This is a genomic window from Haloplanus sp. GCM10025708 (assembly GCF_042663985.1).
GTDB classification, from domain to species: Archaea; Halobacteriota; Halobacteria; order Halobacteriales; family Haloferacaceae; genus Salinirarus; species Salinirarus marinus.
The window spans coordinates 1,459,783-1,471,807 of record NZ_JBHSZA010000011.1 but is presented as its reverse complement, the minus strand read 5'-3'; the positions used below and the strand labels follow the sequence as shown (position 1 = coordinate 1,471,807).

8 protein-coding genes, 2 tRNA genes and 2 pseudogenes are annotated in these 12,025 nt (G+C 65.6%); 6 read left to right on the top strand and 6 right to left on the bottom strand.

The window, feature by feature from the left end; all coding sequences use genetic code 11:
• The first annotated feature begins 17 nt into the window (after positions 1 to 17).
• Together ACFQJD_RS11175 and ACFQJD_RS11170 are read left to right on the top strand one after the other, a co-directional pair.
• A tRNA-Glu gene (locus ACFQJD_RS11175) sits at positions 18 to 92 on the top strand.
• A 215-nt stretch (positions 93 to 307) separates the two neighbouring features.
• A complete protein-coding gene (locus tag ACFQJD_RS11170; RefSeq protein ID WP_379798253.1) occupies positions 308 to 808 on the top strand; it encodes a DUF7344 domain-containing protein in 501 nt (166 codons plus the stop codon).
• Here the strand turns inward: ACFQJD_RS11170 and ACFQJD_RS11165 are convergent.
• From ACFQJD_RS11165 to ACFQJD_RS11145, 5 genes and pseudogenes are all read right to left on the bottom strand, one after another.
• Positions 757 to 1,362 (bottom strand): DUF7344 domain-containing protein, encoded by a 606-nt coding sequence (locus ACFQJD_RS11165; protein ID WP_379798251.1) that lies wholly within the window; start codon positions 1,360 to 1,362, stop codon positions 757 to 759. The genes ACFQJD_RS11170 and ACFQJD_RS11165 overlap by 52 nt on opposite strands.
• Before the next feature lie 70 nt (positions 1,363 to 1,432).
• Positions 1,433 to 3,435 (bottom strand): annotated as a pseudogene (locus ACFQJD_RS11160) (SpoVR family protein).
• Positions 3,432 to 4,748: a YeaH/YhbH family protein gene (locus tag ACFQJD_RS11155; RefSeq protein WP_379798249.1), complete on the bottom strand. Its 1,317-nt coding sequence runs from the start codon at positions 4,746 to 4,748 to the stop codon at positions 3,432 to 3,434. The pseudogene ACFQJD_RS11160 and the gene ACFQJD_RS11155 overlap by 4 nt, the downstream one beginning before the upstream one ends.
• A pseudogene (locus ACFQJD_RS11150) lies at positions 4,739 to 6,996 on the bottom strand (PrkA family serine protein kinase). The gene ACFQJD_RS11155 and the pseudogene ACFQJD_RS11150 overlap by 10 nt, the downstream one beginning before the upstream one ends.
• On the bottom strand, positions 6,993 to 9,065 hold the full coding sequence (locus tag ACFQJD_RS11145) for a PrkA family serine protein kinase (protein WP_379798246.1): 2,073 nt from the start codon (positions 9,063 to 9,065) through the stop codon (positions 6,993 to 6,995). Before ACFQJD_RS11145 ends, ACFQJD_RS11150 begins: the two are co-directional and overlap by 4 nt.
• A 394-nt stretch (positions 9,066 to 9,459) precedes the next feature.
• Between ACFQJD_RS11145 and ACFQJD_RS11140 the strand changes: the two genes are divergently transcribed.
• Positions 9,460 to 9,843: a DUF5820 family protein gene (locus tag ACFQJD_RS11140; RefSeq protein WP_379798244.1), complete on the top strand. Its 384-nt coding sequence runs from the start codon at positions 9,460 to 9,462 to the stop codon at positions 9,841 to 9,843.
• A gap of 25 nt (positions 9,844 to 9,868) precedes the next feature.
• The gene (locus ACFQJD_RS11135) at positions 9,869 to 10,321 is read left to right on the top strand and encodes a UPF0179 family protein (RefSeq protein ID WP_379798242.1); all 453 of its coding nucleotides are present in this window, start codon (positions 9,869 to 9,871) and stop codon (positions 10,319 to 10,321) included.
• On the opposite strand, the gene ACFQJD_RS11130 is transcribed toward ACFQJD_RS11135, so the two are convergent.
• Positions 10,318 to 11,130 carry a succinylglutamate desuccinylase/aspartoacylase domain-containing protein gene (locus tag ACFQJD_RS11130; protein WP_379798240.1) on the bottom strand — a complete coding sequence of 271 codons (813 nt, stop codon included), beginning with the start codon at positions 11,128 to 11,130 and terminating at the stop codon, positions 10,318 to 10,320. The two genes, ACFQJD_RS11135 and ACFQJD_RS11130, sit on opposite strands and share 4 nt — an antisense overlap.
• Before the next feature lie 200 nt (positions 11,131 to 11,330).
• Between ACFQJD_RS11130 and ACFQJD_RS11125 the strand changes: the two genes are divergently transcribed.
• Both ACFQJD_RS11125 and ACFQJD_RS11120 read left to right on the top strand, forming a co-directional pair.
• Entirely contained in the window at positions 11,331 to 11,813 is a 483-nt protein-coding gene (locus ACFQJD_RS11125) for a DUF309 domain-containing protein (RefSeq protein WP_379798238.1), read from the top strand.
• An 87-nt stretch (positions 11,814 to 11,900) separates the two neighbouring features.
• Positions 11,901 to 11,983 (top strand) — tRNA-Leu (locus ACFQJD_RS11120).
• Positions 11,984 to 12,025: the final 42 nt, after the last annotated feature.

Below are 12,025 nucleotides of genomic sequence, written 5' to 3'. Positions count from 1 at the left end.
GTTAGCCGACCCGGACCGCTCGGTTGGTGTAGTCCGGCCAATCATATCGGCCTTTCGAGCCGATGACCGGGGTTCAAATCCCCGACCGAGCATGCTTCTGAACGGGCGAGTCGCGCAGCGAGCGGAACAGAACCCCTCCGGCGCGTCGATCGGACGGGGTCGTACTTTCGCGTAACAGATTCTTTATACCACCCCTCGTCGTAGTAGTCTCTACTTCATCCAGCGGGGTTGGGACCAAGGGAATGTCTGCAAAGAGCACGTTCGCGGAGGGGGCGACGAGGGACTGTCGCGAGACGTCATCTTCTCGATGCTGAGCAACCAGCGGCGTCGATACGTCCTGAAATATCTGAAATCGGACCCCGGGCCGGTGCGCATCCGGGACCTCTCCCAGCAAATCGCCGCGTGGGAGAACGACGTCGACGCCTCCGAACTGAACTACAAGCAACGGAAGCGCGTCTACACGTCGCTCCACCAGACGCACCTCCCGAAACTCGACGACGCCGGCGTCGTCGACTACGACCAGGACCGCGGCACTATCGAACTCGCCGAACGCGCGGCGGAGTTAGACATCTACCTCGAAGTCGTCTCCGAACACGACATTCCGTGGTGTGACTACTACCTCGGCCTGTCGCTGCTCGTGTTGGTGGTGCTCTCGGCCGCCTGGTTCGATCTGTATCCGTTCTCGCTCGTCCCCGATCTGCTGCTCGCCGGCGTCATCACCGCCGTGTTCGCGCTCTCGGCGGGGGCCCACTCCTACTACACCCACCGGAGCCGCGTCGGCAGCGACGCCGCCGTCGACGAAGACTGAACTCGCGTCAGAACGGCGAGGGGGCGACTCCGTCCCCGTCGCGAGCTGATAGGCGGCCGCGAGCGCGACGACGGCCAGCGAACAGCCGCCGACGACGGCCGCCTGCCCGGCGAGCAGCGGGACGCCCGCGGCGGCAAGGGCGACGCCGACCAGGCCGACCAGGCCGACGCTGGCGAAGAACTCCGCCCACGCCGCCTGTGCGTTCGACCCCCGTCCATGTAGGGGGCGACTCGCTCGGCACCGGCGGCCAGCGACACCGTCTTCTCGTTCGGATCGTACGTGACGATGCCGAGTTCGTCGAGTTTCGGGAGGTGCGTCTGGTGGAGCGAGACGTAGACGCTCTGGCGGACGTTCCGGGGCGGTGGCGACGTCCCCGCCTCCACCGCCGCGACGAACTCGGCGAGTTCGGCGACGGTTTCGGACCCACCGCGGTTTCGGAGCCGTTCGAGAACCAGCCGACGCCGGTCGTTCCGGAGGACGTCGTGAATCTCCCCTTCCGCGAGCGTGGCGTCGGACTCCGCCGTCGGCCGCTCCCGGCTCCCGGTGGCGCTCATGTACCCCGACTTCCACGCTCCAAAACAATCAAGTTATGGAACGCGCGCCGCCCCGAAATTCGGGGACGCGTCAGCCCAACCACTCCTCGGGTTTGGTGTCGTAGTCGACGTCGGCGGCGGCGATGCGTTCCCGCAGGTCGTCGTCGAGGTCGTGGGTCTCGAAGCGGTCGCCGTCGTACCGGATCCGCGTTCCGACTTCTATCGGCTCGGGTTCCCGGTTGCGCCGCTGGGCGACCTCCACGTCGTGGTCGTCGTACTCCTTGACGATGGTCATGAGATTCACCGGTCGACCCCAGAGCTGGTAGGTGCGTTCGAGGACGCCTTTCGCCTGCTCTACGTCCAGCATGACGCCGTTGTACTGGTGGCCCAACAGCAGTTCGTTTCGGTTCCCGAAGTTGCCGTCGTAGACGGCGATGGTGGGCTTTCCGAAGTTGGTGAACTGCAGGAGGAGCTTCTTTTTCACGTCCCGGTAGTCGTCGGAAGCGGCCCGGAAGTCGCCGGTCGCCCGCGAGTACTCGTAGGTGAAGTAGTCGTTCTCGGTGACGAACTCCTCGGAGAGGAAGGCGTCGATGAACGTCACGTCGTTGTGGCTCTCGCGAACCTCGAACAGCCGGTCCCAGCCCGCCGTGTAGTCGACGTCGTCGAGGGCCGCCTCGACGGTGTCGTACTTCTCGTCGTCGAACATGTACCGGGCGATGCGTTCGAGATCCGACCGCCGGATGCGTTCGAGGAACCCGCGGTTCTGGCGCTTGACGAGCGAGAAGTGCCGCTCGGCCAACCCCTCGTAGGTCAGCACCTTCCACGGGTAGCGCTCGACGTCGACCGCGTCCTCGCGTGCGCGTTCGAGCGCGTCGGCGTCGACGCGCGGGTCGTCACCGAGGGCCGCGAGATCGGACAGCGAGTCGGGAGCGACGCCCTCGATGGCCGAGTGGGGTTCGAGGGCCGCCCGCACGTCCTCGAAGTCGACGACGTCGTGGAAGTTCCGCCACGTGATCCCGCGGACGCGCAGGAGGTTCTCCGCGACTTCTTCGCGATTCGCCGTGTTCTCGACGTACTCCCAGAGCTCCTTGCCGAGTTTGTAGGGGTTGAGCCCCGGCGATCCGAGGACGCGCGCCTGGTGGTCGGCGTAGGTGAGGAACTCGTCGTCGCCGGCGAAGCGCTCGTCGCCCATCATCAGCGACTCCCAGTAGGCAGCCCACCCCTCGTTCATCACCTTCGTCATCTTCTGCCCGGCGAAGTAGTACGACTCCGTCCGGAGCATGTCGATGACGTCTTTCTGCCAGGGTTCCATCTCCACGGCGCGTTCTTTCTCCTCGTCGTACTGGCGGCCGTGGTCGCGCAGGTACGCCAGCACGTCCTCGTGGGGTTCGTCGATGCGGGCCTCGCGTTCGCGCTCCGCGAACTCGTCGAGCCACTCGTCGTCGAACACCTGTCGCTGGACGTCCTCGGAGATGTCCATCTCGTCGAGGCGGTCGCGAAGGTCCTCGTACTCGCCGGGGTCGCGGCGGTCGTCCTCCGCGGTGAACGCCCGGTGCTGGTCGATGGTGTCTTCGAGGCACAACACCGCGTCGATGAAGCGCTCGACCTCCTCGCGGTCGACGTCGGGGTCATCCATATACCCCGAGATGGTGTCGCCGTGGCGTTCGAGCATCGCCGTCGCGTCCAGGTCGCCCTCGGCACCGGCGTTTTTGAACAGGCCGAACCACTCGTTGTTGGCGAAGAAGTCGGCGTGGGCCTCGACGTGGGTGATGACCGCCTTCTGATCGGCCAGCGAGTTCGACTCCTGGAGGAAGGCGTGAGAGGGATCGTCGTTGTTGACGATCTCGAACGCCTTTCCCATGCCGAACTGGTCCTGTTTCTGCTGGCGGTCGTACTGCATCCCCCACCGCCAGTGGGGGTAGCGGTTCTGGAACCCCCGTAGGCGATGAGTTCGTTCATCTCGTCGTGATCGACGACCCAGTAGTTGACCGGGTACGGGTCGAGGCCGAGCTTTCGGGCGAGTGCCGCGGCCTCGCGGACGGGCTCTTCGAGGCGATTCGCTGCTCGCTGTGCGTCGATTCTGTCGTCTTTCATGAGTCCTCGGTGCTCAGTATCTCGTAGATGGCGTCGATCACGTCGGCGGGGTCGGAGACGTACGTCACCGCGACGTTGTCGGCGTCGCCGAGTTCGCGCTCGACCTCCTCCGCGTGGGTGGCGTTGATGGCGGTGCCGCCCGGCTGCGTCTCCACGTAGGCGTGGAGGTTCGCCGGTATCTCCTCCATCAACGGGATGACGTTCTCCGTCGTGTCGTTGCTGGAGTTCTCGCTGTCGCCGGCCGCGAAGACGTAGCGGTTCCACTCGCTCCACGGATAGCGCTCTTCGAGGAGGTCCTGGGCGAGTTCGTAGGCGCTCGAAATGCGCGTCCCGCCGCCCGACTGGATGCCGAAGAAGTTCTCGCGTTCGACCTCCCAGGCCTCCGCGTCGTGGGCGATGTAGACGAACTCCGCGCGGTCGTACTTCCCGGTGAGATACCAGTCGAGCGGCGTGAACGTCCGCTCGACGAGTTCGCGCTTCTGTTCGCGCATCGACCCCGAGACGTCGCGGATGTTGACGACGACGACGTTCCGCTCCTTTTTCTCGACGACCTCGGGGTGGCGGTAGCGCTCGTCCTCGCGGCGGAAGGGCACCTCCGTCAGCCCCTCGCGCCGGATTCGCTGGACGGTCGTCTCCTGGTCGACGTTCCCCTCCATCTCCTCGAAACTGTCCCAGGTACCGCGTTCCTCGGCTGGGACGTCGTCCCAGGCGTCCTCGACCCACGCCAGCGAGACGAGGACGTTCCGTTCGCGACACCACTGGTACACCTCCCGTGGCGTCGTGTCGGCGACTTTCATCGCCTCGCGGACGTACTCCTCGTCGAAATCCGTCGCCAGCTTCCGCTTGAGGCCCTGTTTGAACAGGCGTTCGAAGTCGAGCGTGCTGTTCGGTCCCGTCCGGGTGACGTCCGTGTAATCGCCCTCGATCTCCTCGACGACTTCCTTCCCCTTGGGTTCCAGATCGAGGCCGAGTTCCTCGTCGAGTTCCTCGGCGAACTCCTCGGGGTCCATCTCGTAATACTCGTGGTCTCCCGCCTCTTCGCCGGGGTCGCCCTCCTCGCCGTCGTCGCCGTCGCCGGGTCGTGGCTGGCCGACGGGTTGGCCGGCGTCGGGCGTGCCGTCCTGGCCCTGGCCGACGCCGCCCTTATCGAGTCGGTCGTACTCGAACTCCGGGAGGTCGACCACCTTGATCGGGATCTTGATGCTGTCGGGGTCGCTGCTGCCGAGGTTGCCGTAGCTGATGAACTCCTCTAAGTCCTCGCGTCGCTGTTCGCCCACTTCGCGGAACCGTTCGAGGTCCTCTCTCAGTCCCATCGGTAACTCACCTCGCGCATGACCTTCCGACTCGTCAGTTCGGCCGAGGCGGCCGAGTAGCCGCGGTCCTGCATGTGCTCCAGCGTCCGGGCTTTCACCCGTTCGGTCTCCGTCTCGGAGGGCGGATCGTCCCACTGTCGGGGGTCGAAGTCCTCGAAGAGGCGTTCGACGTCGGCCCAGTCGTGGGTGTCGAGCACCGCCCGAATGACGGGAATCTCGCCGAAGTCGACGTCGCTGACCTGGAAGCCGTCGTCGCGGTTCTCCCAGGCGTAGCGGTTGAGCGCCGTGATGATCTTCTCCCGGCGGAACGTCTCCACCCGGTCGGTCGGGTCGTTGCCGTCGTAGGCCTCCTCGCCGAACCGACCCAGATGCTCCGTCTCGAACAGTTTCATCAGGAGGGGGTCCGGATCGACCGGTCCCCGATCGGTTTCGACCCGGTCGTCGCTCGCCCACGCGAAGACGTGTTCGACGTACTCCGCGACCGTCTCCTCGTCGACGCCTTTCTCCGCGAGGACGGCGTCGAGGACGTCCGCCTCCTGCCGTTCGGTGATGTAGTTTTTGACCATCGCGAGGCGGTTCTCGTACTCGGCGGCCTCGGCCCGCGAGAACACCGGCGCGTCCTCCAGACCGTCGGCCATCGCGTCGAGCACGTCGTCCGGCATGACGACCGCCTCCACGTCGAGGTCGGCGTGCTGTCGGTCGGTCTCTCCCTGGAGCAGTTCGGCGACGACGTCGCGGGTGTGGGTCACGGGGATGCCGTGGCTCCCGTCGTCGCCGTCGAAGTCGAACTCGTCGGCGTCGATTCGCTCGTCGCCCCGCTGGATGTAGCCCCGGTCGAACAGCAACGCCTTGTCCACAAGATCGAGGCTTCCGGGCGTGTCCTCGCCGTCGAGGCGCGTGACGACGCTGTAGAGGGCCGCCGCCTCGACGGCGTGGGGCGCGAGTTCGCGTCGCCGGGTGCTGCCTTCCCTGTCTCGAACGTCGATTTCGAGCGCCTGTCGCACCGTGGCGGCGAGTTCTTCGTAGCTCTCGGCCTGCCAGACGGCCGTCTCGTTCGTGAGTTCCCGCCGGATGAGTTCCGCCTCCAGCGAGAGGTTCGTCAGGTAGCCGAACTCGTGTTTGTCGAGGCGGCGTTTGAGCGCCTTCAGCGGATCGCGGCCGTTCCGGTCGGAGTACTTGTCGAGTTCGACGTCGAGGTCCGGGTTCGAGATGATGACCAGCTGGGTGTCGATGTCCATCCCGACGCCCTTGTCGAGTTTGACGCGCTCCTCGTCGGGGACGTTCAGGAGCTTCTGGAGCAGGTCGGCGTGCTGGGCGGCGTCCTCGACGACGGTGAGCAGGCCGTTGCCCTGCGAGAGGACGCCGTCGTAGGAGAACGCCTGGGGGTTTTTCCGACCCCTGGAGTCGAGCTCGCGGAGCATCCCCGTCATCCAGCTACCGACGAGGCGCTCCTTGGGCGATCCGTCGTCCTCCGAGTGGAGGACGCCGATGCCCCGTCCGACGTCGACGACGTAGTTCTTGACGCGGAGGTGGCGCGGATCGGTCACCGCCGAGAAGATGTCGGTCTGGCCGTTCCGGCGGTACTGCTCTTCGAGGTGGTCGTAGGCCTCCCGGCAGAACGGGTCGAGGTCGGCGTCGACCCGCGTGGGAAGATCCGTCGCCCCGTTCAGGTCGTCGAGAAGTCCCTCGCGCACCGTCTCGGGGAAGACCGAGAGCGGATGCGACTGGACGGGGCTCTCGTACCAGTCGTCCTCGCGGTCGACTTCGTCGCCGTAGCTCAACCCCGGGTGTCGCTGGCGCTGGCGACGTTCCATTCGATCGTGTAGCGGCGGCCCTCGTCGGTCTTCGAGTACTCGCGTAGGCCGTTGACGAGACACCGCTTCAGCTCGGATTTGCCGGTGGCCGTCGGGCCGTCGAACCAGATGATCTTCTCGCTTTTGCCCCGGTCCGAGGCGATCGTCCGCAGGTCGTCGACGAACGCGTTCAACACCTCGGTGTTGCCGAGGATGGCGTGTTCGCCGTCGTTGGCGGGGTCGTCGAAAAAGCGGTAGCGCTCGCGCTCCTCGCCCTCCTCGACGACCGTCCGGGTCCCCATCGACTCGACGGCCTGCAGGATGTACTTCGAGGCGTGGGCGGCGATGGACGGCTGTCGGAAGGCCGCGTCGACGTACGATTCGAGGCTCATCGGCTCCTCGTAGGCCTCGCGGAGTTCGTCGTCCGCCGCGCGGATGTAATCCCGTCGCATCAGCTCTCCAGTTCGCTTTTGGCGACCTCCGCGCCGGCGAATTCGAGGACTTCCTTCGCGCCCCCGCGGGAGTATCCCTGTTCCATCAACGCGTCGATCCACGCGTTGCGCTCGTCGTCGTCGAGTTCGTTCGCGCTCACGAGCGCGGAGAAGTTGATGTTGTGTTTCTTGTCCTCCCAGAGTTTCCGCTCCAGTGCCCGCCGCAGGCGGTCGTTGTCCTGCGGGTCGAACCCTTCCCCTTCGCGGGCGCGACGCGACACCCAGTTGGAGACTTCCTGCCGGAAGTCGTCCTTGCGGTCGGTGGGGATGTCGAGTTTCTCCTCGACCGACCGCATGAACGTCTCGTCGGGTTCTTGCTCGCGGCCGGTGAGGCTGTCTTCGATGGTGGCGTCGTCGATGTAGGCCATCACGTGATCCATGTACTTCTCGCCCTGGCGGCGAATCTCGTCCAGATCGTACGCCAGGGCGTGCCGGACGTCCTCGATGGCCCGCTCCTTGTACTCCTCGCGGACGAACTCGAGGTAGCGATGGTAGCGGTCGACGTTCTCCTTCGGGATTGAGCCGTGGTTTTCGAGGTTCGCCTCGAAATGCGAGAACACCGACAGCGGCGAGAGGTACTCGCGCCCGCGGTGGGTCGAATCCATGATGGCCTCGGCGATCTCGTCGCCGATGAACCGTGCGGAGACGCCGTCCATCCCCTCGGCGACGTCGGCCGCCTTCTCGCCTTCCTCACGGAGTTTCTTCACGTCGATGTCGTCGCTCTCGTCGATCTCGCCGTTGTAGGCTTTGGCCTTCTGTAACAGGGTGACGTTCTCGCCGTCGGGTTCAGTGAGTCGCGTCAGGACGCCGAACAGCCCGGCCATCTCCAGGGCGTGCGGTTCGATGTGCATGTCCGGCACGTCCGCGTTGCGCAGCATCTTCCGGTAGATCTCGGCCTCCTCGCCGTATTCGAGGACGTACGGGAAGTCGATGCGTTTCGTTCTATCGTTGAACGCCTCCATCTTCTCGTCGCCTTTCTTGTCCCGGTATTCGGGCATGTTCGTCCGGCCGACGATGACCTGGTCGATGTCGATCCGGGGGTTGTTCTTCGGCTTGATGGTCTGTTCCTGCGTCGCGTGCAGGAAGTCGTAGAGGAACTCTCGCTGGAGTTTCAGCAGCTCCTCGCCGGAGAACAATCCTCTATTAGCGTTACAGAACGCCCCGGAGTAGTCGAACGCCCGCGGATCGGACTCGCCGTAGACGGCTATCTTCGAGTAGTTGACGTCGCCGGTGAGTTCCGTCTCGTCCTGATTTTTCTTGTCTTTCGGCTCGAACGTCTCGACGCACTGTCGTTTGTTCTCGCTGGCGACGAGGCGGACGACTTCGACGTGGTCGTCGAGGACGGCCTTCAGGTCGTCGTCGTAGTGAGCGAGCAGGCGGTCCATGTAGAACTCCGAGGCCGGATCGAGCGACTGCTCGTTGCGGACCGTGTACGGCGCGTCGAGGTTCCCGTTGAGCCGGTCGATGACGTGGTCGCGCTGTTCCTGGGGGAGCAACACGAGCGGGTCCTGATTCATCGGCGACTGGACCACGTCGTCGGAGGGGTCCTGGTCGCGCACGATGTCACCGAGATTGACCCACCTGAAGGTGTACATCCGCCCCGCATCGCACATGGTGTAATCCTCGAAATACCGGCGGACCATCCAGTCGAAATGCGACTTGCCGGAGCCGACCGGTCCGAGGAGGAGTTTGATTCGTTTTTCGGGCCCGAGGCCGCGTGCCCCACTTTTCACCTTGTTGACGAACTCGTGAATCGCCTCGTGGACCTCACGGCCGTAGAAGGTGTTCTCTCCGTCGTGTAGCGGGTCGTCCGACGCCATTCGATACTCGACGACGCCGGCGTCCTCGTCGTACTCGGTGCCGTAGTGGTCGAACATGTCGGCGACGCGCTGGTGGGCGTTTCGGGCGATCCGCGGGTCGTCGTAGACCTCGCTCAGATACCAATCGAAGCTCTTCGCCTCGCGGAGATCCGACGGAACCGAATCCTGGTAATGCTGGCTGAGGTCTTCGAGGGTTTCGAATTCGCTCGTCATTGTGTGTTGACGGTCCCGGTTCGGGCTATCGCCCCGATCCCTCGACATCCGCTACCCGCGACCGGACCGTGGTGTGTTCAGACGTACCAAACCACGGCGCGGGGCGACGCGGCGTCGGCAACGTAACGACAAAACGTCGGTCGATCGGCGGATGGTTCGTGGTCGGGTGGCGATACTCGGCCGAATCCCGAGACTATTTAGTGTGTGGGTGGTGTTACCATATAACTCTTGCTCCAAATCGCGGCCTCTCTCGTCTCCGTCGGTGGACGCGGGACGAGCGTCCACAGCCGATTTACCCCAGTCGGCACACCACGTCCACTACTGCCGCGTTCGGCTCTCGGAGTCCGGAACCGAGAACGGGAGGCCTTAGGGCGACGGGGACGTAGCTCCGAGCATGAGTTTCGACGCCCTCCCCGAGGGGTGGACCGTCTGGAACGAGGATCCGGACGGGCGGAGCATCCTCGCGTATCGTCCGGACGTGTTCGATTCGCAGGCGTTTCCCGCGCCCTGCCTCCCGACTATTTACGTCACGAACGGGTCGCCGCGTCAACGCCCGGGCGCGAGGCGAGAGCCGTCCGAGTGGTCCGTGACGCTCTTTCTGGAACCCGACGTCGACCGATCGGTAGCGACGTACGACTCCCGCGAGGCGGCCGTCGAGGCGGCGACCGAGCTCGCCGAGCGGTTCGCCGACGGCGACGTCGACTACCGGGGCCTGTATCAAGTCCCCCGCGAGGCCTACCTCGACCGACTGGACGAGTTGACCGGGCGCGGGACTTAACCTTTCGAGGCGAGAACTGCCGCCCATGTCGAACGTGACGCTCATCGGGACTCGCCTCGCCGACGTGGGCCGGGAGTTCGTCTTTCGGGGCGAGTCGAGTGGCTGTGCCGGGTGTCCGTACCGGAATCAGTGTCTCAATCTCACCGAGGGGACGCGCTATCGGATCACCGACGTCCGGCAGAACGCCCAGACGCTCGACTGTGCCGTCCACGACGACGGGGTACGGGCGGTCGAAGTCGAACCCGCGCCGGTCCCCGCCAACGTCGCGAGCCGCAGTGCCTACGCCGGGAGTAAGGCGAAACTCGAAGGGCCGTGTCCCCACACCGAGTGTCCGAGCCACGAATACTGCGTTCCGGAGGGTGCGACGTTCGACCGCGAGTATCGCATCGCCGAGGTGCTCGGCGATCCGCCACACGACCACTGTATGCTCGACCGGGACCTGACGCTCGTGGAGTTCGCGCCGCCCGAAGACGGTTAGTCGCCGGCGCTCACGCCGGGACCGGCCGCCGAGACCGACCCGACGCGTTCGCCCGCGTAACCGAAGACGCGTTCGTAGCCGTACGGCGACATGAGAACGGGATAGAACTCCTCTTTGGCCACCCACGGGTCGCCGTCGGCGGCGGCGAACGTCTCGCCTTCGGCCACTCGCTCGAAGTTCTCGGCGAACACCTCGTACTCCTCGCGTCCGGCCGGTTTGGACACGCGTTCGGTAAACCGGAAGACGGGCACGTCTCGCGGCGTCGACGAGGCCGGGAGGACGCCCGTCGCTCCGAGGAACTCGCGAACGAGACGGAACGCGTTGTCGGCAGCCGAATCCGACCCCTGATAGCCACACTCGACTTCGACGGTTCGGGGGTAGGAGATGAGCCGGCCGTCGGCGAACGGCCCCGTCTCGACGACGGCGTCGATAGAGAGGGCCGCACAGATCGCCCCCGTCTCCTCGCCGACGGCGTCGACGAGGGCGAAGGGGTCGCCGTAGGACTGCGTCGAGTGGAGCGCCAGCGTCGTACAGCCGTCGAGTTCGCGTTCGAGCGCCGCGGCGAGCCGTGCCTCGTGACTCGTCGCCGCCGGGTCGCCCGGGAACGCCCGATTGAGGTCTTCGTCGACGTATCGGTCGTCCCGGTCGGACGCCAGTTCGTTGGCGACGACGAGTTTCACCGGGCGGGACACCACCGGCGGGTCGGCGAGCAGTCGCGCGACCGCTCGCTCTCCGCAGGGTTCGTCCCCGTGGACGGCGGCGACGACCGCGACGTCGGGGTCGCCGTCGCCCAACTGGTGTACTCTCATCGTGTGCTCCGTAGCATCGAACGCTAAAGTGCGTTCGGAATCGGACGGGGACGGTCCGGTCTCCCGGGCGTCCCCACCGACGGACGTCCCTACCGCGTCCCTACCGACGGACGTCCCCACCGACGGACGTCCCTACCGCGTCCCTACCGACGGACGTCCCCACCGACGGGATTACCCCAATCGGGCACCACACGCCGGACATGGACGAGCACACGCGCGACCCGAGCGTGGCCCCACCGCTCGGCAATCCGTCCGGGTGGATCGGCGACCGGCGGGTGTGGGAACACGCGACGCTCCGGCGCGCGACCGAACACGGCGTTCGCCTGTTCAACGCCGGCGACTACCACGAATCGCACGACTGTTTTGAAGCAGAGTGGTTCAACTACGGGAGTGGATCAACGGAAAGTGCCTTCCTCCACGGGATGGTTCAGGTCGCCGCCGGCGCGTACAAACACGACGACTTCGAGGACGATTCGGGGATGCGCTCGCTGTTCGCGACGGCACTCCAGTATCTCCACGGCGTCCCGGGCGACTTCTACGGCGTCGACGTGGACGACGTGCGCGCGACGCTCGACGCCGCCCTCGACGATCCGTCCGCCCTCGACGGGTGGCAAATCGCCGTCGACGGCGAACGCGTGACCGCCTACCCCGCCGACTACGAGTACGCCGAGGCCCTCGACTGAGTCGCCCGCCCGAATCGGCCGACGAGAGACGACGCCGATGGGAAATCGGTGGCTTAAACTCCGGCGAGGGCATCGACTGGCCCACGTGCGAGGGTAGCCAAGCCCGGAAACGGCGGCGGACTCAAGATCCGCTCCTGTAGAGGTCCAAGGGTTCAAATCCCTTCCTCGCATCGCGGGGCTCACACCCCGGCACGGTGGTCAGCGCCACCCTG

Excerpts from the sequence above, each read along its gene's own strand:
- ACFQJD_RS11125 (WP_379798238.1), top strand. The coding sequence starts at position 11,331 with ATGGACGAGCACACGCGCGACCCGAGCGTGGCCCCACCGCTCGGCAAT.
- ACFQJD_RS11145 (WP_379798246.1), bottom strand. The coding sequence starts at position 9,065 with ATGACGAGCGAATTCGAAACCCTCGAAGACCTCAGCCAGCATTACCAG.
- ACFQJD_RS11165 (WP_379798251.1), bottom strand. The coding sequence starts at position 1,362 with ATGAGCGCCACCGGGAGCCGGGAGCGGCCGACGGCGGAGTCCGACGCC.
- ACFQJD_RS11155 (WP_379798249.1), bottom strand. The coding sequence starts at position 4,748 with ATGGGACTGAGAGAGGACCTCGAACGGTTCCGCGAAGTGGGCGAACAG.
- ACFQJD_RS11170 (WP_379798253.1), top strand. The coding sequence starts at position 308 with ATGCTGAGCAACCAGCGGCGTCGATACGTCCTGAAATATCTGAAATCG.
- ACFQJD_RS11140 (WP_379798244.1), top strand. The coding sequence starts at position 9,460 with ATGAGTTTCGACGCCCTCCCCGAGGGGTGGACCGTCTGGAACGAGGAT.
- ACFQJD_RS11130 (WP_379798240.1), bottom strand. The coding sequence starts at position 11,130 with ATGAGAGTACACCAGTTGGGCGACGGCGACCCCGACGTCGCGGTCGTC.
- ACFQJD_RS11135 (WP_379798242.1), top strand. The coding sequence starts at position 9,869 with ATGTCGAACGTGACGCTCATCGGGACTCGCCTCGCCGACGTGGGCCGG.